The 18,455-nt window shown below is 63.0% G+C and carries 17 protein-coding genes; 7 read left to right on the top strand and 10 right to left on the bottom strand.

Annotation, left to right across the window (positions count from 1 at the left end):
- Nucleotides 1-45: 45 nt before the first annotated feature.
- The 5 genes from ACODTZ_RS09025 to mutM all read right to left on the bottom strand — a co-directional run bounded on the left by ACODTZ_RS09025 (nucleotide 46) and on the right by mutM (nucleotide 5,862).
- The gene (locus tag ACODTZ_RS09025; protein WP_111563246.1) at nucleotides 46-1,128 is read right to left on the bottom strand and encodes a saccharopine dehydrogenase family protein; all 1,083 of its coding nucleotides are present in this window, start codon (nucleotides 1,126-1,128) and stop codon (nucleotides 46-48) included.
- A 133-nt stretch (nucleotides 1,129-1,261) separates the two neighbouring features.
- Nucleotides 1,262-2,812: a chromosomal replication initiator protein DnaA gene (gene dnaA / locus ACODTZ_RS09020; protein ID WP_489025239.1), complete on the bottom strand. Its 1,551-nt coding sequence runs from the start codon at nucleotides 2,810-2,812 to the stop codon at nucleotides 1,262-1,264.
- A gap of 852 nt (nucleotides 2,813-3,664) precedes the next feature.
- Nucleotides 3,665-3,943 (bottom strand): 30S ribosomal protein S20, encoded by a 279-nt coding sequence (gene rpsT, locus ACODTZ_RS09015; RefSeq protein ID WP_111563244.1) that lies wholly within the window; start codon nucleotides 3,941-3,943, stop codon nucleotides 3,665-3,667.
- A gap of 191 nt (nucleotides 3,944-4,134) precedes the next feature.
- Nucleotides 4,135-4,908, bottom strand: a complete 774-nt coding sequence (locus tag ACODTZ_RS09010; protein WP_489025237.1) for an enoyl-CoA hydratase — start codon at nucleotides 4,906-4,908, stop codon at nucleotides 4,135-4,137.
- A 48-nt stretch (nucleotides 4,909-4,956) separates the two neighbouring features.
- Nucleotides 4,957-5,862 carry a bifunctional DNA-formamidopyrimidine glycosylase/DNA-(apurinic or apyrimidinic site) lyase gene (gene mutM / locus ACODTZ_RS09005; RefSeq protein WP_489025235.1) on the bottom strand — a complete coding sequence of 302 codons (906 nt, stop codon included), beginning with the start codon at nucleotides 5,860-5,862 and terminating at the stop codon, nucleotides 4,957-4,959.
- 149 nt (nucleotides 5,863-6,011) lie between these two features.
- Between mutM and ubiE the strand changes: the two genes are divergently transcribed.
- Entirely contained in the window at nucleotides 6,012-6,788 is a 777-nt protein-coding gene (ubiE, locus tag ACODTZ_RS09000) for a bifunctional demethylmenaquinone methyltransferase/2-methoxy-6-polyprenyl-1,4-benzoquinol methylase UbiE (protein WP_489025233.1), read from the top strand.
- Nucleotides 6,789-6,794: 6 nt separating this feature from the next.
- Entirely contained in the window at nucleotides 6,795-8,369 is a 1,575-nt protein-coding gene (ubiB, locus tag ACODTZ_RS08995) for a 2-polyprenylphenol 6-hydroxylase (RefSeq protein WP_489025231.1), read from the top strand.
- A gap of 63 nt (nucleotides 8,370-8,432) precedes the next feature.
- Here ubiB and ACODTZ_RS08990 read toward each other — a convergent pair whose 3' ends face one another.
- Nucleotides 8,433-9,731 (bottom strand): MFS transporter, encoded by a 1,299-nt coding sequence (locus tag ACODTZ_RS08990; RefSeq protein WP_489025229.1) that lies wholly within the window; start codon nucleotides 9,729-9,731, stop codon nucleotides 8,433-8,435.
- 95 nt (nucleotides 9,732-9,826) lie between these two features.
- Between ACODTZ_RS08990 and ACODTZ_RS08985 the strand changes: the two genes are divergently transcribed.
- The gene (locus tag ACODTZ_RS08985; RefSeq protein ID WP_489025227.1) at nucleotides 9,827-10,699 is read left to right on the top strand and encodes a LysR family transcriptional regulator; all 873 of its coding nucleotides are present in this window, start codon (nucleotides 9,827-9,829) and stop codon (nucleotides 10,697-10,699) included.
- A 12-nt stretch (nucleotides 10,700-10,711) separates the two neighbouring features.
- Here ACODTZ_RS08985 and ACODTZ_RS08980 read toward each other — a convergent pair whose 3' ends face one another.
- Complete coding sequence (locus ACODTZ_RS08980; RefSeq protein ID WP_489025225.1) at nucleotides 10,712-11,617, bottom strand: LysR family transcriptional regulator; 906 nt, start codon at nucleotides 11,615-11,617, stop codon at nucleotides 10,712-10,714.
- A 124-nt stretch (nucleotides 11,618-11,741) separates the two neighbouring features.
- On the opposite strand from ACODTZ_RS08980, the gene ACODTZ_RS08975 reads away from it, so the two are divergent.
- Together ACODTZ_RS08975 and ACODTZ_RS08970 are read left to right on the top strand one after the other, a co-directional pair.
- On the top strand, nucleotides 11,742-12,506 hold the full coding sequence (locus ACODTZ_RS08975) for an SDR family oxidoreductase (RefSeq protein WP_489025223.1): 765 nt from the start codon (nucleotides 11,742-11,744) through the stop codon (nucleotides 12,504-12,506).
- Between the two features lie 104 nt (nucleotides 12,507-12,610).
- On the top strand, nucleotides 12,611-13,360 hold the full coding sequence (locus ACODTZ_RS08970) for an SDR family oxidoreductase (protein ID WP_489025221.1): 750 nt from the start codon (nucleotides 12,611-12,613) through the stop codon (nucleotides 13,358-13,360).
- 61 nt (nucleotides 13,361-13,421) lie between these two features.
- Here ACODTZ_RS08970 and ACODTZ_RS08965 read toward each other — a convergent pair whose 3' ends face one another.
- Nucleotides 13,422-14,276 carry an NmrA family NAD(P)-binding protein gene (locus ACODTZ_RS08965; protein ID WP_489025220.1) on the bottom strand — a complete coding sequence of 285 codons (855 nt, stop codon included), beginning with the start codon at nucleotides 14,274-14,276 and terminating at the stop codon, nucleotides 13,422-13,424.
- Nucleotides 14,277-14,388: 112 nt separating this feature from the next.
- Here ACODTZ_RS08965 and ACODTZ_RS08960 point away from each other — a divergent pair, with 112 nt between their 5' ends.
- Entirely contained in the window at nucleotides 14,389-15,288 is a 900-nt protein-coding gene (locus ACODTZ_RS08960) for a LysR family transcriptional regulator (protein WP_209188888.1), read from the top strand.
- A gap of 37 nt (nucleotides 15,289-15,325) precedes the next feature.
- Here ACODTZ_RS08960 and ACODTZ_RS08955 read toward each other — a convergent pair whose 3' ends face one another.
- A complete protein-coding gene (locus ACODTZ_RS08955; protein ID WP_489025218.1) occupies nucleotides 15,326-16,693 on the bottom strand; it encodes a PepSY-associated TM helix domain-containing protein in 1,368 nt (455 codons plus the stop codon).
- A 58-nt stretch (nucleotides 16,694-16,751) separates the two neighbouring features.
- The gene (locus ACODTZ_RS08950; RefSeq protein WP_489025217.1) at nucleotides 16,752-17,180 is read right to left on the bottom strand and encodes a DUF2946 family protein; all 429 of its coding nucleotides are present in this window, start codon (nucleotides 17,178-17,180) and stop codon (nucleotides 16,752-16,754) included.
- A gap of 307 nt (nucleotides 17,181-17,487) precedes the next feature.
- On the opposite strand from ACODTZ_RS08950, the gene ACODTZ_RS08945 reads away from it, so the two are divergent.
- A complete protein-coding gene (locus tag ACODTZ_RS08945) occupies nucleotides 17,488-18,411 on the top strand; it encodes a DMT family transporter (RefSeq protein WP_489025216.1) in 924 nt (307 codons plus the stop codon).
- The last annotated feature ends 44 nt before the right edge of the window (nucleotides 18,412-18,455 follow it).

Genomic DNA, 18,455 nt, shown 5'->3' with positions numbered 1-18,455 from the left:
CACACCGCCGCCCCGAGAGCGGCGATGTGTTGAGATGCCGGCCGCTCAGGCTCTGCGGGACGCACCCGTCTTAAAGAGGCTGCCGGTCGGGGTCTTCAGGAACATGTCGAGCGGAATGTGCTCCTGGTGCAGGAAGCCGGTTGCGGGCAGCAGGCCGTCGCGAACCATTTCGATGACGGCGACGACGGATGCCGAGGTTGTCCAGGCAATCGCCGTGCGGCGGGCGCCTGATATCTCGATCGGGTAATAGGCGCGCACGAATTCCTTCCGGCGCAGGCTGCCGCGCTCGGTGCCTTCGGCGGCCACATGCACATAGACGACATCGTCATCGACGGGCGGCTTGGCTTCCGTCAGGATTTCGCCGGCGAGCTTGCGCTTGTCGCGCATCAGAAGCTCGTGGAAGAAGAAGTTCATCAGGTCCATGTGGCCCGGATAGCGCATGGTCTTGTAGTCGAGGTTCTCGACCTTGCCCAAGAGCGTGTCGCACATTGTGCCGAGGCCGCCCGAGGTCGTGAACGCCTCGAGCTTCACGCCCTCGACGTAGATGGTCTCCAGCCACTCCATCGGCGACACCAGCTTGCGCACGCCGCCTTCGATCACTTCGCAATCGTTGAGATACTCGTTGACGACGCCCTCCGGCGACCAGTTGAAGGCATAGCCCAGGAGACCCGTCGGATTTTGCGGCAGGGCGCCGACGCGCATGCGGATCGACCGGCAGCGGTCGAAGCCATCGGCAAGGCTCGAGCCGACGATGCCGACGAAGCCCGGAGCAAGACCGCATTGCGGCGCCATCAGGCCACGCGCGGTCTTTGAAAGCTCAATGATGAAGTTGGTGGTGGGCACATCTTCCGTCAGATCGAAATAATGGATGCCGGCGGCATGGGCGGCGCGCGCCAGCCCGATGTTCAGGTGATAGGGCAGGCACGACAGCACCGCATCGACGCCCGACAGCAATTCACCGATGACGGCGGGATCGGAGATATCGCCGCTATGGCACTTGAACGGCACCTCGCCGACAGGCAGCTGCGCATCCACACCCGTGACCTCGAAGCCGCCCTCATGCAAAAGCGTGGCGGCCAGCCGCCCGACCTTGCCAAGACCGAGTACGGCGATTTTCGTAAAGCTCATTTATATCCTCCCAAGGCGCGGCGTTTTCCTCCCGCCGCGCGTATGCTTGAAAGGGCTGTATAAAATAAACAGCGCATAAAAGGAAACGGCCGGGATCGCTCCCGGCCGCTTAATTTCGATGCTATGATCGCGACTACTCGTTGATCAGGCGCTTCAGCAGCTCGATCTCGTGCGACAGCTTGCTGTCACCTGAAATCAGCTCCTCGATCTTGCGCACAGCGTGCAGAACCGTCGTGTGGTCACGTCCGCCGAAGCGACGGCCGATCTCCGGGAAGGAGCGCGGGGTCAGGGTCTTGGCCAGATACATGGCGATCTGGCGCGGCTTGACGATGACGCGCGTACGACGGTTCGAGACCAGCTCCTGGCGCGACACATTGTAGTGACGGGCGACGATGCGCTGGATGTCCTCGATACGCACGCGGCGCGGCTCGCCGGAGCCGACCAGGTGGGCGAGAAGCTCGTCCACGCGCTCGACCGTCAGGTTTGGCTCGAAGGAGCGACGGAAGAGCAGCTGGTTGAAGGCGCCTTCCAGTTCGCGGCCGCTGGCGGTGATGCTGCGGGCAACGTGGTTGAGCAGCTCGGTCGACATTTCCAGCGACGGATCCTCGGTGCGGGCGACATCAAGACGGCGCTGGAGGATTTCGAGACGCATCTCGTAATCCGGGCCGTCAAGCTCGATCGCCACGCCGCCCTGCAGACGCGAACGAACGCGCGGGTCGAGCGATTCCAGCTCCCAGGGTGCACGGTCGGCTGCGACGACGACCTGCTTGGCGCTGTCGAGCAGCATGTTCAAGAGATGGCAGAACTCGTGCTGGATCATCTTGCCCTGCAGGAACTGCATGTCGTCGATGATCAGAAGGTCGATGTTGCGAAGCGAGTCCTTCAGCGTCAGCGCATCATTGTCGCGGATCGCGGTCGCGAAACGCCACATGAAGTATTCGGCCGTCAGGTAGACGACGCGCAGCTGGCGCGGGTTCTGTACGGCTGCATTGGCGATTGCCTGCAGCAGATGGGTCTTGCCGAGACCGACGGTGGAATGAACGAAGAGCGGGTTGAAGCGCACTGCGCCCTGACCGGCTTCGGCAATGGTCTTTGCGGCCGCCAGAGCGACGCGATTGGAGCTGCCTTCGACGAAGGTGTCGAAGGTGAAGCGGTTATCGAGCGGCGAGCCGAAGAGCGGCTGGCCCGATGTGGCCGGACGCGCGGCAGAGGCCGCCGAAACAGCCTGCTGCACGATCTGGCCGGCCTGCTGAGCGGCCGGGCGACGGATCGGCGCGACGGACGATACCGGCTCCTGGGTCGCCGTTTCTTCCGGCTTGCTGGTTGCGCGCGCTGCCGTGCGAACCAGGATTTCGACCTTCAGGATCTCAGCGTCTTCCGCCTGGAAGATGCCGGTGATCAGGTCGAGGTAGCGATTGTTGATCCAGGACTTCAGAAAAGTTGTTGGGACCGTCAGCCGTACGACACTCTTGGAGACGGAATGGAGCTTCAGTCGTGCAAACCAGCTTGCGTAGACATCCGGACCGACCTGCGCCTTCAGGCGTGCACTTGCTCGTTCAAAAAGTATGCCATCATTCTTCATGTCTCCCTTTTCCCCCGCCGCGTCTGGGCAAATAGAGCCTAACGTCTGAGATACCTTGTCCGAGTTGTCCAAAGCACTCGCCGCCATCGAATTCATGTGCATCTTGCCGCCTTATAGTTCCATCGGCCGACCTAATCCTGGTCGCCCGATCATTTCCCCGCTTATGACCAGACAGCATCACCCTCATGCTCTGCCGTCGGCCGGTTCACTCAAACGCGTGCCTCTTAACGAGAGGCGACTGTTGGAGGCGAAGCCAACCGCTTCATGCGGTCTTATTGCTTCTTGTCTCCTAGGTGCCCGCTCCTCGTCCAACGAACACCGCCTGCCTGCGTATGCTTTTTCCATTTCCCGAGATCGCACGCGCTGCGTGCAGCCCTCAAAAATGGCGCACAGATGATCCCGTTCCGCGGCAGCCACAGCCGCAGTCCAATCTGCATCAGTGCGTGAAAATCCGGAGGTCGAAACTTCCGCAACAAAAGACACTAAAGCATCGTCCTGCCGACGTGGCAGTTTCAGACCAAGCCTTAAAACAGGTGATGTCCGAGCCCCTTGTTGGGAGGCATTTAGGCAGGATCGGGGGTCGAGATCAACGGGCATATTTCCGCAAAATTAAGCGTAGCCGGTTGACTCCTGCGGCAGATTTAGGGCGCTGCATTAGCGCAAAAAAAGAATCGCCTTTGAATCAAGGAGATTCCGGAAACCGGCAATTTTGACACGCATAAAAAGAAAAAAAGAAAAAAGCTTCTTGACTCGTTTTAGACGCCGCAAGGGAAGGTCTGAGTCTCTTCGTTCAGGAACAACCTGACACAAGCCTTTGTAATTACTCATTTTTTTGTGTCATTTGCCAGACACGAAATCGTCGCCAAATTAACCATAGTTCGGGCAATTGGCGGAATCGAAAAAGCCCGACAAAGTTGCCGGGCTAATCATATAGCTGTCTTTATTAACGGAAGCTTAAGCGGTCGCGCCGACCGACAGAGCCTTCACACGAGCTGCGAGGCGCGAGACCTTGCGGGATGCCGTGTTGGCGTGCAGGACGCCCTTGCTTGCTGCGCGGGCCAGTTCCGGCTGCGCGGCCTGGAAAGCTTCCTTGGCCTTGGCAGCATCGCCAGCTGCGAGTGCTTCTTCGACCTGACGAACGAACGTGCGAACGCGCGAGCGACGAGCCTTGTTGACGTCGGTACGGCGGGCGATCTTGCGGGTCGCTTTTTTCGCCGAAGTTGTATTGGCCATGGATGCCTCTCTCAAGAATTCGAACAAATTCCGCTACCGCCGCGGGCCTTGCAGCCACTTCCTACACAGCAATGCGGGAGTATTATCGGAAAACCGGACTGGCTTCCCGAACCTTGGGCGGGCATATAACCCTAAAGCCGACCGGCGTCAACGCGCATTTTCAAGGAACCGTCGCCTTTTCTCTTCAGGGGTCAGCGGTTCTTGAAGGCGGGTTTACGCTTTTCGATGAAGGCTGTCATCCCTTCCTTCTGATCTTCCGTCGCAAAGAGACTGTGGAACAGGCGGCGCTCGAAGCGAAGACCTTCCTCCAGCGTGGTCTCCAGAGCGCGATTGACGGCCTCTTTGGCCATCAGCACCGAGGGGCGCGACAGCGACGCGATCTTGGCGGCCGCTTCGAGCGCTTCATCGAGCAGACGCTCGGGCGCCACTACACGCGATACGAGTCCGGCCCGTTCTGCTTCCGCCGCATCCATCATGCGGCCTGTGAGCACCATGTCCATCGCCTTGGCCTTGCCGACGGCGCGCGTCAGGCGCTGGGAGCCGCCCATGCCGGGGATGACGCCAAGCGTGATTTCCGGTTGGCCGAACTTGGCGGTCTCCGACGCGATGATGAAGTCGCAGATCATGGCGAGCTCGCAGCCGCCGCCGAGCGCGAAGCCGCTGACGGCGGCGATGACAGGTTTGCGCACCTTGGCGACATCGTCCCAGCCGCCGAGGAAATTGCGGGCGTAGACATCGGCGAAATCGAGCGACTGCATTTCCTTGATATCGGCGCCGGCGGCAAAGGCACGCTCGGAGCCGGTCAGGACGATGGCACCGATGGCGTCGTCATTCTCGAATGCGGCGTAAGCCTGCAGCAGTTCCTTGAGCACCGTCGAGTTCAAGGCGTTGAGCGCCTGCGGGCGGTTCAGCGTGATGAGGCCCACAGCGCCACGGGTTTCGACGATCAGCGTTTCATAAGACATGCGTTCCTCCCGGTCGGGCCAATGCCCAGGCTTATTTCTGACAGCCAGTTACTTCTGACAGGTGGGGCAATAGAAGGTCGAGCGCCCGGCCTGAACGATGCGGGCGATGGTACCGCCGCAATCGGGCGTACGGCAAGGCTGCCCTTCGCGATCATAGACGGAGAAGGAGTGCTGGAAATAGCCGAGCGAGCCATCCGTCTGGATATGATCACGCAGCGACGAGCCGCCAGCCTTGATCGCATCGGCGATGACGTCGCGGATCGAGGAGACCAGCAGGTCGAGCTGCTTGGTGGGCTTGCCGGTCGGCGTGACCAGCGTGGACGAAGCGCGCGTCGGCTTCAGGTGCGAGCGCCATAGCGCCTCGCACACATATATATTGCCGAGGCCGGCAATGTTCTTCTGGTCGAGCAGTGCGCTCTTCAGCGGCTGCGCCTTGCCCTTGAAGCGCTCGGCCAGATAGGCGGCGCTCAGTGCATTGCCCGTCGGCTCCGGGCCGAGGCCATAGAGAAAGGGATTGATGTCGAGCGCGGTGCGATCGGCCATATCCATGAAACCGAAGCGGCGCGGGTCATTATAGATGACGCGGCTTTGACCCGACGGCCCCTCCAGATGGAAGATCACGTGATCGTGCTTTTCATCCTTCGAGCGCGGGTGATGGAATTCGCCCGGCGTTTCGGAGATGGGGGTATCGGCGATCGGGCCGGCCTCGATGCGGAAGGAGCCGGACATGCCGAGATGGGCGATGATGGTGGCGCCGCTGTCGAGATCGATCAGCAGATATTTGGCGCGGCGGCCGAGCGAGACGATGGTGCGGCCGGACGCCTTTTCGCCGAAGGCCTCGGGAAACGGGAAGCGCAGGTCCCCTCGCCTAAGCTCCAATTTGACGATGCGCGCGCCCTCCATGGTGGGCGCGAGGCCGCGTTTGACGGTTTCGACTTCTGGCAATTCCGGCATCTTAACCCATCTATATCGAACATGTTTCAACCGCCCGCGATGTGCGCTATAGCGCCATGGTGTCGCGGACCGGACCGTTGCCCACAGATAGCGTCGCCTGCCTGATTTCGCTATGGTCGCCGCGTTGATTTAAGAGATTGGAGTATTCGATGTCAGACAGCCGCACCTCCGCCGACGGCGGCATGGAAACATCATACGGCTTCCGCGAAGTTTCAGGCGGCGAAAAGCAGGGCCTCGTCAACGAAGTCTTCCATAAGGTCGCCAAGCGCTACGACATCATGAACGACGTCATGTCCGCTGGCATGCACCGCGTCTGGAAGGACGCGATGATCGCGGCGCTGAACCCGCGCAAGGAACCCGGCTACAAGACGCTCGACGTGGCCGGCGGCACCGGCGACATCGCGTTTCGCATCATCGAGGCCTCGAACCGGATGGCGCACTCCACCGTGCTCGACATCAACGGATCGATGCTGGCAGTCGGCGCCGAGCGCGCCGCCAAGAAGAAGCTCTCCGACAATCTGACCTTCGTCGAGGCGAATGCCGAGGAACTGCCCTTCGAACCGAATAGCTTCGACGCCTATACGATCGCCTTCGGCATCCGCAACGTGCCGCGCATCGACGTGGCACTCAGCGAAGCCTACCGCGTGCTGAAGCGCGGCGGCAGGCTGCTGGTGCTCGAATTCTCCGAAGTCGACATGCCTTTGCTCGACCGCGTCTACGAAAGCTGGTCGTTCAACGCCATTCCGAAGTTCGGCAAAGCGATCACCGGCGATGCCGAGCCCTACCAGTATCTGGTCGAATCCATCCGCAAGTTCCCCAACCAGGAAAACTTCGCGGCGATGATCCGCAACGCCGGCTTCTCGCGCGTCAGCTACACCAATTATACCGGCGGTATCGCCGCCCTTCACTCCGGCTGGAAGCTTTAAGCCGGAATGAGCACTGTTTCGGCATATTTCCAGCTCTGGCGGGTTGGCTGGATTCTCGTGCGCGAGGGCGTCGTCTCGGCGCTGCCTTCCGACGAGCTTCCGCCATCCGTCGCGGCTGCCAAGTCCTTCGTCGGCCTATTTGCGCGCAAGCGTGCCAAGACCCAGAAGCGCAGCGACCGGCTCTCCAAGGCCGTCGAGCGGCTGGGGCCCTCCTATGTGAAGATCGGCCAGTTCCTGGCGACGCGTCCCGATGTCGTCGGCGTCGAGTTCGCCGACGACCTGTCGCAGCTGCAGGACCGGATGGCCTTCTTTCCTGATGCCGCCGCCAAGGCCAATATCGAGGGATCGCTCGGCCGGCCGGTGGATGAGCTTTACGTCAGCTTCGGCGAGCCGATCGCCGCCGCCTCCATCGCGCAGGTGCATCCGGCCGAGGTGATGACGCCTGCCGGACGCAAGAAGGTCGCCGTCAAGGTGGTGCGCCCCGGCGTGCGCCAGCGCTTCACCCACGATCTCGAGGCGATGTATCTCGTCGCCCATCTGCAAGAGCGTTTCATGCCCTCCAGCCGGCGCCTGAAGCCGGTTGAGGTGACGAAGACGCTGGAGCAGACGACCAAGGTCGAGATGGACCTTCGGCTCGAGGCGGCAGCCCTTTCGGAGATCGCCGAGAACACGCAAGATGATCCCGGCTTCCGCGTTCCGACCGTCGACTGGGAACGCACCGGACGCGACGTCATCACCATGGAGTGGATCGACGGCGTCAAGATGTCCGATGTCGAGGGCCTGAAGGCCGCCGGCCACGATCTCAATGCGCTGGCCGACACGCTGATCCAGTCCTTCCTGCGCCATACGCTGCGCGACGGCTTCTTCCATGCCGACATGCATCCGGGCAATCTCTTCGTCGATCCCAAGGGCATGATCGTCGCCGTCGACATGGGCATTGTCGGGCGTCTCGGAAAGAAGGAACGCCGCTTCCTCGCCGAAATCCTGTACGGCTTCATCACCCGCGACTATATCCGCGTCGCCGAGGTGCATTTCGAGGCGGGCTACGTGCCCGGCCACCACAATGTCGAGAGCTTCGCGCAGGCGATCCGGGCGATCGGCGAACCGATCCACGGGCAGCCGGCCGAGACGATCTCGATGGGCAAGCTGCTGACGCTGCTGTTCGAGGTGACCGAGCTGTTCGACATGGCGGCACGGCCCGAACTGGTGATGCTGCAGAAGACCATGGTCGTGGTCGAGGGCGTGGCGCGCATCCTCAACCCGCGCTTCAACATGTGGAAGGCTTCGGAGCCGGTGGTCGGCGAATGGATCCGCAACAATCTCGGGCCGAAGCGGATCGCGACCGATATCAAGGACGGGCTGAAGGCCGCCGTGAAGCTTGCCGAGGCGGCACCCGAGATCGCCGCCAAGACCGAGAAGTTCCATCACGAGCTGCTCAGGATGAGCGAGAACGGCCTGCGCTTCGACGCCGAGACGGCCGATGCGATCGGCAGGTCAGAAGCCCGCCACAGCCGCTCCGGGCGCTTCGCGCTCTGGCTGATCGCGCTGACGCTTGTTTATATCGCCTGGGTGGTTAGCTGAGCGCTCCAAAGAGCGCACCGATAATGAGAAAGCCCGCCTTGCCGCGGGCTTTCTCTATTTTTGCTATCGGCGCGACAGTCTTGCTGCGGCGAGTGCGGCGGCCATGCCGATTGCCAAGAGCGTCAGCGTGAAGATGACGACCGCACTCCAACCATCGGCGCCCCAGAAATAGCCGCCGACGGAGCCGGCGACGCTGGAGCCGATGTAATAGGACAGGAGATAGAGCGACGAGGCATGGCCCTTGGTGCCCTTGGCCAGCCGTCCGACCAGCGCGCTTGCGACCGAGTGGGCAACGAAGAAGCCCGAGGTCAGGAGCACGATGCCGAGGATGATCAGCGGCAGCGAGGCCGAGAGTGTCAGCGCCACGCCGATCGCCGACAGCACGATGCCAGAAGGCAGCACGACGAAGTGGCCGAAGCGGTCTCCGAGCAGTCCGGCGATCCAGGAGGCGGCGATGCCGAAGATGTAGACCGTGAAGATCAGGCCGAGCTCGGTCTGGTTCAGATTATAGGGCGCTTCGACGAGGCGGAAGCCGATGTAGTTATAGACCGTGACGAAGGTGCCCATGGCGAGGAAGCCGATGGCAAACAGGAAGGGCAGCGCCGGGCTCCTGATATGGCCGGCCCAGGCACCGAGATGGAAGCGGGCGTTAAAGCCCTTGCGTGGGGTGAAATTGCGCGAGGCGGGCAGAAGCAGGAAAAAGCCGATGGCCGCCGCAAGGCCGATGGCGCCAAGCGTGCCGAGCGCGATACGCCAGGAGAAGAACTCGGCCAGCGTGCCGGTAACGACGCGGCCGGCCATGCCGCCAAAGGCGTTGCCGGCGATGTAGAGGCCCATGGAGGCGCCGAGGCCGCGCGGATCGATCTCTTCCGAGAGATAGGCCATGGCGACGGCGGGAACGCCGCCGAGGAGCAGGCCTTCAAGCGCGCGGATGACCAGCAGCGCATGCCAGCTCGGGACCAGCGCGCAGGCGATCGTGCAAAGCGCGGCACCCAGCAGCGAGGCGAACATCAGGCTGCGGCGGCGGAAGCTTTCGGAGACGGCGGCGGCGCAGAAGATGGCGAAGGCGAGCAGGCCCGTCGATAACGACAGGGAGAGCGAGCTTGCGGCCGGGCTGATGCCGAAGTCGCTGGCGAAGATCGGCATCAGCGGCTGGACGCAATAGAGCAGCGAGAAGGTGGCGAAGCCCGAGAGGAACAGCGCGAGGCTGGCGCGCCTGTAGGCCGGCGTGCCGCGCAGCAGGAACTGCTTTTCCTGCGCTTCGCTTCCCTGCTGCTGGGAGGCGACATTCTCGATGACGGTCAGATGAGGACGGGAGGAGATTTCCGAGGGGACGGACTGCTTGTCTGCGGCGCGTGGCATTGAGGACCAACCTTTCACGCCCTCTGATCTAGCCAACCGACCATCATTTGTCCAATATATGAAACTGGCTTTCTTGATAGGTTTTGGAGATACCGATGGAACTACGCCATATCCGCTATTTCCTTGCGGTGGCAGAGGAGCAGAATTTCACCCGCGCCGCCGCCAAGCTCGGCATCGGCCAGCCGCCGCTCAGCCAGCAGATCCGCGATCTGGAAAACGAGATCGGGGCGGCGCTGTTTCACCGTGTGCCGCATGGCGCGGAGCTGACGGAGGCGGGATCGGCGTTTCTGCCGGAGGCGCGCGCGGCGATTGCCTCGGCCGAGAAAGCGAAGCTTGCCGCACAGCGGGCGACGCGCGGTGAGACCGGGCGGCTGGCGCTTGGCTTCACGGCGTCGTCGGCCTTCAACACCGCCGTCAGCGGCACGATCCGCCGGTTTCGCGGGCAATGGCCGGATGTGAGCCTGTCGCTTACAGAGATGAACAGCAACTGGCTGATGGAAAAGCTGATGCGGCAGGAGATCGACGCCGCCTTCATTCGCCCCGGGCTGGAAGACCCGAAAGACGTCCTCCTGAAACGGTTGGCCGACGAGCCGATGCTGATCGCGCTTCCGGCGCACCATCCGCTGGCGAAGCTGAAGACGGTGCCGCTCGCCGCGCTTGCGGGCGAGCCCTTCATTCTCTTTCCCCGCACCGTCGGTCTCAGCCTCTACGACGATATCGTGCGTGGCTGCCGGGATGCCGGCTTCGAGCTTGTCGTGACGCAGGAGGCGCCGCAGATCCCGTCCGTGATCAATCTGGTCGCCGCCGATCTCGGCGTATCGATCGTGCCGGGCTCGCTCGCGCATCTGAAACTCGACGGGGTCGCCTATCGGCCCATCGAGGGGCCGCCACTTGTGGCGCGGCTTGGGCTGGCGATGCTGAAGGCGCGGCGGTCGCGCGTCGTCGGCAATCTTATGAGCCTGATCTGATCAACCTTCTGATCAGCCAGATGGATCCCAATAGGGCGGATCGCCAAAGGTCTTGCGCAGGTGATCGGCGACGGCGCGCAGCTTGGCGGAGGGATTGCGGCCCTCGGGGTGAGCCATATAGATGAACTCGGCTTCCGGCTTGTAGCCGACGTCTATCTCGCTCAGCCGCCCCTCGCTCACCGCCGGGCCGGCGATGAAGGCGGGGAGCAGCGCGATGCCGAGGCCGGCCACCGCCGCATCGCGGATCATGTCGCCATTGTTCATTCCCAGCACCTGGCTGGCGCGCACGACGATGGCGCCATCGGGCGTCTGGAAGCGCCAGTCGGAGACGCCGCGATTGGTGTAGAAAATGCCCTTGTGACCATCGAGATCATTCAGCGTCTTCGGCGTGCCGTGGCGTTCAAGATAATCGGGGGACGCGACCAGCAGACGGCGGCTGCGGCTGAGCTTCCAGACGACGAGACGGGAATCGACGATCGGCCCGTTGCGCACGATGGCGTCGTAGCCTTCCGATGAAACATCGACGCGGCGATCATCGATATCAAGCACCAGATGGATCTCCGGGTGTTTGGCCAGAAACGGATAAAGCGCCGGGCCGAGATGCATGCGGCCGAAGGTGACGGGGGCGGCGATCCTGAGCGGCCCGGAGAGCGTACCGCGCCGCTCGGCCATCTCGGCCGTGGCATCCTCGATCTCCCGGACAATGCGGGCGGCGCGTTCGAGAAAGGCGGTGCCGTCCTCGGTGAGCGTCAGCTTGCGGGTGGTGCGGTGGAGCAGCATGCCGCCCAGCGAGCGCTCCAGTTCGGCCAGTCTTTCGCTGACCACAGATTTCGACAGGCGGAGGCGCCGCGCCGCCTCGCTGACCGAGCCGGATTCCACCACCGACACGAATGCCGTTATTCCTTCAATCCTGATCATCGTTCGGCATTTCCGAATTCGAGTTCCGTTATTTGGAGACTAATCCGAACAAAAGGAAAATGCCATCTTCCACTCATCGAACGGGGCGGCAAACGCCACCCCAACCCAAAAAGGAGATGGAAGAATGAACCGCTTGAATGGAAAAGTCGCCATCATCACTGGCGCCAGCGCCGGCATCGGCCGCGCAACGGCCAAGCTCTTTGCCGCCGAAGGCGCCAAGGTCGTGGTCGGCGCCCGCCGCCAGGCCGAGCTCGACAGCCTGGTCGAGGAGATCAAGGCCGCCGGCGGAGACGCTGTCGCCGTTGCCGGCGACGTGCGCTCGGAAGACTACCACAAGGCGCTGGTCGCCGCCGCAGTCGAACGCTACGGCAAGCTCGATATCGCCTTTAACAATGCCGGCATTCTCGGCGAGGCCGGCCCGAGCACAGGCGTATCGGAAGCCGGATTCACCGAGGCGGTAACGATCAACCTGACGGCCTCCTTCCTTGCCGCCAAGCACCAGATCGGCCAGATGGAACAGAATGGCGGCGGCTCGGTGATCTTCACCTCGACCTTCGTCGGCTACAGCTTCGCCTTCCCCGGTGTGGCAGCCTACGCCGCCAGCAAGGCCGGCCTGATCGGCCTGACGCAGGCGCTGGCCGCCGAATACGGCCCGAAGAACGTGCGCGTGAACTCGGTGCTCCCAGGTGCCGTCGATACCGACATGTATCGCGAGATGAACGATACGCCGGACAAGCAGGGCTTCATCACCAACCTGCATGCGCTGAAGCGCGTGGCAACGCCTGACGAACTGGCCCGCTCGGTGCTCTACCTCGCCTCGGACGATTCCAGCTTCGTGACCGGTACGGCCTCGCTGGTCGATGGCGGCGCCTCGATCACCCGCACCTGATACGCATACTCGCCCGATCACCTTCGCCTTTCGGAGGGGGTGATCGCAACCGGACAGCAAGGCATTCTGCCGACCGCCCCCAACCCCCACAAGGATATCAATCCATGCCACGCCTTCAGAACAAGACTGCGCTTATCACCGGCGGCACCAGCGGCATCGGCCTTGAAACCGCCCGCCAGTTCATCGCCGAAGGCGCCCGCGTCGCCATCACCGGCAGCAGCGCCAACAGCGTCGCGGCCGCCCGCGCCGAACTCGGCGACAAGGCCATCGTCATCCAGGCCGATGCCGGCAATGTCGCCGGACAACAGGTCGTCGCCGAAGCGATCAGACAAGCCTTCGGCCATCTCGACATCCTCTTCGTCAATGCCGGAGTGGCCGAATTCGGCCCGGTGGAGCAATGGAGCGAGGCTGCCTTCGACAAGTCGATCGCGATCAACGTCAAGGGTCCCTTCTTCCTGATCCAGGCGCTGCTGCCGATCTTCTCCAAACAGGCCGCGATCGTGCTCAACACCTCGATCAACGCGCATATCGGCATGCCGAACTCCAGCGTCTATTCGCTGACCAAGGGCGCGCTGCTGACACTTGCCAAGACGCTGTCGGGCGAACTGATCGGCCGTGGCATCCGCGTCAACGCCGTCAGCCCCGGCCCGATCGCCACACCGCTCTACAGCAAGCTCGGCGCATCGGAAGCGGATTCGAAGGCGATGGCCGACCATATCCAGTCGCAGATCCCGGTCGGCCGCTTCGGCGACGCCGCCGAAGTCGCCAAGACCGTGATCTTCCTCGCCTCCGACGAAGCCGCCTATATCGTCGGCAGCGAACTCGTCATCGATGGCGGGATGAGCAATCTCTGAGATCGAGTATCAAGCTCGCATGGAAGGCCGCGGATGTTTCGTCCGCGGCCTTTCGTTCGCGTCAGGCGGCTTCGACCAGCCGCCGGATGGCTGTCTCCAGCGTCGTCGATCCCTTCTCGGGCTGGCCTTCGAAGCAGATCCAGCCTTCGTTGAAACCATCGATCATGCGGATGCGTGGTGTGGGATTGCGCATCCCCTGCCCTTCGAACAGCGCCTCCCAGCTGTCGCGCGCGACGATTTCCGCGCTGACCGGCTTGCCGAGCACCTTGGAGAAGGCGGCGGCGATATCGGCGGGCGTTACCTTCTCCGGCCCCTGCAGCTCGACGATGCGCTTGCCGGTCCAGTTCTCCCGCAACAATGACGCGGCCCTTTCGCCGACATCGGCGACCGAGACCATCGGATAGGCCTGGTCGAGCGGCTGGAGAAAGCTTGCGATGACGCCAGTCTCGCGCGCGGCCGCTACGTCCCAGGCGGCGTTCTCCATGAACCAGGCGGCGCGGAGGAAGGCGATCGGCAGCGGCAGCGTCGAAAGCTCCTGCTCGACGAGTCCCAGCTGGCTGAGCAGATTCGGCTCATCTGCCTGCGCGCCGATGGTGGAGAGGCAGACGACCCTTTGCGGCCGCGCCCGCAGCAGCGCCGTCTTCAAGGCGGCAATGACCGCACGCACTTCCGGGAAGCCTGATGTCGGGTCGAAGGTCGGCGGGATCAGCAGGAAGACGCCCTCCGCATCGGTGAAGGCGACGGTCAGCGCAGCGGCGTCGGTCATTTCGGCAAGCGCCAGTTCGGCGCCCTTCTCGCGCCAGACCTTGCCTTTCTCGGCGTTGCGAAGGATGGCGCGAACCGGCAAGCCGGCCTGCAGCAGCTGCGCGGCGACGATGCCGCCGACCTGTCCGGTTACTCCTGTAATGGCGAACATTGGAAACTCCTTTGGTTCAGTTTTCCGTTCGCCCGCAAAATGATCTTTTCCGATCTTTGATTAAAGTGCGCATATGTCATGGTATTGGTGACTGAAAATCACGGATGGATCGATGTTCGACGGACGATTGCTGAACGGGGTGAGCGTGCTGGCGGCCGTGATCGAAAGCGGCAGCTTCGCGCGGGCGGCGGACGCGATGGGTCTGTCTCCGTCAGGCGTCAGCCGCGCCATCGCCCGGCTGGAAGGCCGCATCGGTCTGCGCCTGCTCGACCGCACCACCCGCACCATGCGCCTGACCGACGACGGCGCCCGCTTCTACGAGCAGGTGGCGCCGCTGCTGAGCGGCATCGAGGAGGCGGCGATGGCGGCTTCGGGCGTGGCGCAGTCGGTGCGCGGGCGGCTCAGGGTCAATGTCGATCCGTATTTCTCGCGGCTGGTTCTGGGACCCAGGCTCGGCGCGTTTCTCGATCTCTATCCCGAGCTGCAGATCGAGATCATCACCCGCAACGAGATCGGCGATCTGGTGGCAGACGGCATGGACGTGGCGGTGCGCTTCGGCGATCCCTCGCAGACCACGCTGATTTCGCGGCTCCTGATGCGCACGCGGGTGATCACCATCGCAGCGCCCACCTATCTCGCCAAGCACGGACGGCCGACGGCGCCCGGCGATCTTGCCGACCACACCTGCATCCAGTTCCGGGATTCACTCACCGGGCGTCCCTTCGAATGGGAATTGCGGCGTGGCGCCGAGGTCGTGCCGATCGAGACGCGCGGACGCATTCTCGTCAACGACGCCGGCACGACGCTCGCCACCTGCCTTGCCGGGATCGGCATCGCGCAGGTGTTTTCGCTTGGAATGCAAGACTATCTGGAAAGCGGTCAGCTGATCGACCTGTTTCCAGACTGGCCCGACGAGACCTTCCCGCTTTACGCCTTCTATCCTTCGCGCCAGCATGTGCCGGCGAAGGTCAGGGCGTTCATCGATTTCTGTGTCGGGATCGTTCAGGAATAGGGAGTGAGGAGGCAGCAACGATGCCTCCTCACGGCTTTCAGATCGATCGGCGGCGGCGGGTTCTGACGTAGATCCAGTCGAGCGCCAGCATGACGACGAGCGACAGGCCGACCAGCGGGAAGATGATGCCGCCGATGGCGAGGATGGCGATCAGACCGCGAAACACCCGCTTGTCAGCCGGCATGGGCGGGACGCCGAGGGAGCCTGCGGGGCGGCGTTTCCACCACATGACGGCGGCTGATACCGCCAGCACCGCGATGCCGATGCAGGCGGCGAGCAGGACGAGCTGGTTCGCCAGCCCGAACTCCTGCCCCATATGAACGTTGATGCTCCACTCCAGCGCCTTGCCGAGCGGTCCGTAATCGGCATAGCTCATGTCGATCAGCGGTTTTCCCGTGAACTGATCGAGATGCACGACGCGCTGCTCGGCAAGATCATCCGGATAGACGGAGCCGGTGTAGACGCCCATCGCATCCGTGGGGATGTTGACGGCGTAGCCGCGATGCAGGCCGAGGCGGTCGAAGGTGGCGGCGGCTTCATCCAGGCTGATCGGCATCGCGCCATGCTGGTGGCCCGGGGATTGCGGGACCTGCGCCTGCTCGAGCGACCATGTGGTCTTGGCGATATGATCGAGATGTTCGTCCGACATCGGCACGGCGACGCGCACGCCGGCCGGATAGCCGAAATTGTTTCCGTTCGCCCACTCGTTGACCTTGGCGCCCCATACGCCGGACCAAGGCATGCCCGTGACGGCGAGGAAGACGATGAAGCCACCGACGAAGAGGCCGAGGACAGCATGGGTATCGCGCCAGAAGACGCGCTTTCGGGGCGTGCCGCGAATGCTGAGCACCCCTCCGGTCTGCTTGCGCGGCCACCAGAGATAGATGCCGGTGCCGACCAGCAGGATCGCCCAGCCGGCCGCGATCTCGATCAACGAGCGTGTGACGGAGCCGAAATATTTGAGGCTGTGGAGATAGCGGACCGTCCACATGATCGTGCCGCGATCGGGCAGCGCGCCGAGCACCTTGCCGCTATAGGGGTCGACATAGACGGCGATTTTACCGTCACCTGCGGTGTTGATGGTGATTTCCGCCGACGCGCCGGGATCGACGGGATCGGTGAACTTGATTGCCGTGCCCGGATGGGCGGCAAGGGCGGCATCCACCATCGCGGATGGCGGCTGCACTGCCTGCTGGCTGATTGCGACGCGCTTCAGATCGGCATGAACGACATTGTCGATCTCGTCCCTGAAGAGATAGAGCGCGCCGGTGACGGCGAGCGAAAGCATGAAGGGCAGGACGAGAAGACCCGCGTAGAAATGCCAGCGCCAGACGGCGCGATAAAGATCGGACGGGGAACGCACGGCAGCGCTCGCACCTTCCCGACCGATGGTGAAATCGGACATGATATGTCTCCTGATGATTAAGAAGGAAGCCGGCACAGGTCGCGCCGGCAATCGGACGTCAGGAGATTTTTGGTGGCGCGCGCGGTTGGCCTATCAGGCCACGCAGGCTGGGCGTGATGGCGTTGCCGGCGGTGAAGACGATCGCGGCTGTGCCGACGGCATCGACGTGAAGGATCGCAGTGTCCGCACCAAGGATGGCCGGCATTGCGTGGGCGGCGAGACGACAGAGCGTGCAGCAGGGGCAATCGGCGGCCTTGCCATGCGATCGATCATGCGATGTGCCGTCTTTGGTGTTTTCGGCATGATCGACGTGGCCGATGACGCTTTCGCCGGCCATGGAACAGATCGATTGCAGGGGATCCATGGCGGAGGTCGCCATCGATCCCTGTGCCTGGCCTGAGAGCAGGCCCTGGATCAGCAGCAGGAGGGCGACGAGCAGCGTGATGGCGCTTGCCGATACCCTGTCCCCCAAAACTGTCCTGATCATCCCCATATCCGCTGCATGCCACAGCGCGCGGACAATGTCACGCGGCCGGCCGGCGACGCCAAGGCTGCATTCTTTCTATCTATTCATAAGCTTAGGCGATCGGTGCCGGGGGATGCGACCTTTGGCCACCTCACTATCGGAGCCGCTCTCGAACGATTTGCAATCCCGGGCTGTCCCCTTCCCGCCTGCGCCATGTCGTTGGTGGACGCTTGCGCAAGCGCGATATCAGGCATAGTGGCATTTCCAGCTCTTCGCCTATCCCGATTCCTTCCCATTTCCTGCGGCTCTATCCGTTCCGGAGACCTCCATGCTGTTCGGCATTCTCTGCGGCATCGCCACCTGCGCCTTGTGGGGGCTGACCTTTGTCGTGCCGCGCGCCATCGCGCCGTTCACGACGCTCGACCTCACCGTGGCGCGATATGGCCTCTTCGCGCTGACCAGCGTGGTGTTGATGGTGCATCCGCGCTTCCGGCCGCGCGGCATCAAGCTCAAGCCGATGATCACCGCGCTGCTGCTCGGCGGTATCGGCTATGTCGGCTATTTCATCAGCGTCGCCTATGCGGTCCGGTTCGCCGGCGTCGCCATTCCGCCGCTGGTGATCGGAACGATGCCCGTCATCCTGGCGATGATCGCCAACTTCCGCGACCGTTCCGTCTCGTGGCGTCTGCTTGCGCTGCCGCTGATGCTGATCGCGGCCGGGATCGCCTGGGTGAACATCGCCGTCTTCGCATCGACGCCAACGGGCGACAGGATGATGATCGCCTACGGCATCGCATCCGCGGCGATCGGGCTCGTTCTCTGGGTCGTCTACGGGCTGGCCAGCACCGCCACCATGCAATCCCCCGATGCGCCCGACATCCTGCAATGGACGGGTCTGCAGGGCATCGGCGCCGGGCTTGGCAGCCTTGTGCTGATCCCGCTGACATCGCTGAACACGCCGATCGTCTATACAGACATCGACCTCATGCGCTTCCTTTTGTGGTCGCTGATCATGGGGCTTGCCGGCGCGTGGCTCGCCACGCTTCTCTGGATGATCGCCTCCAAGAGGCTGCCATTGGCTTTGGCCGCCCAGCTGATCGTCGCCGAAACCGTGTTCGGTCTGATCTTCGGCTTCGTCTTCGAACAGCGGCTTCCGACGCTTGCCGAGGCCGGCGGCTCGTTGCTGCAGCTTGCGGGCGTCGGCATGGCGATCGCGATCTTCAGCCATGTCAGGCAACAACAGCACGCGTGAGCGACGGAGCGAACTGCTCGCGCCGATTGCTTATTATCCGCCAA

This window comes from Rhizobium sp. FG113, assembly GCF_057809895.1.
Note: the sequence above shows the minus strand (reverse complement) of the source record. Positions and strands in the feature narration are given on the sequence as shown.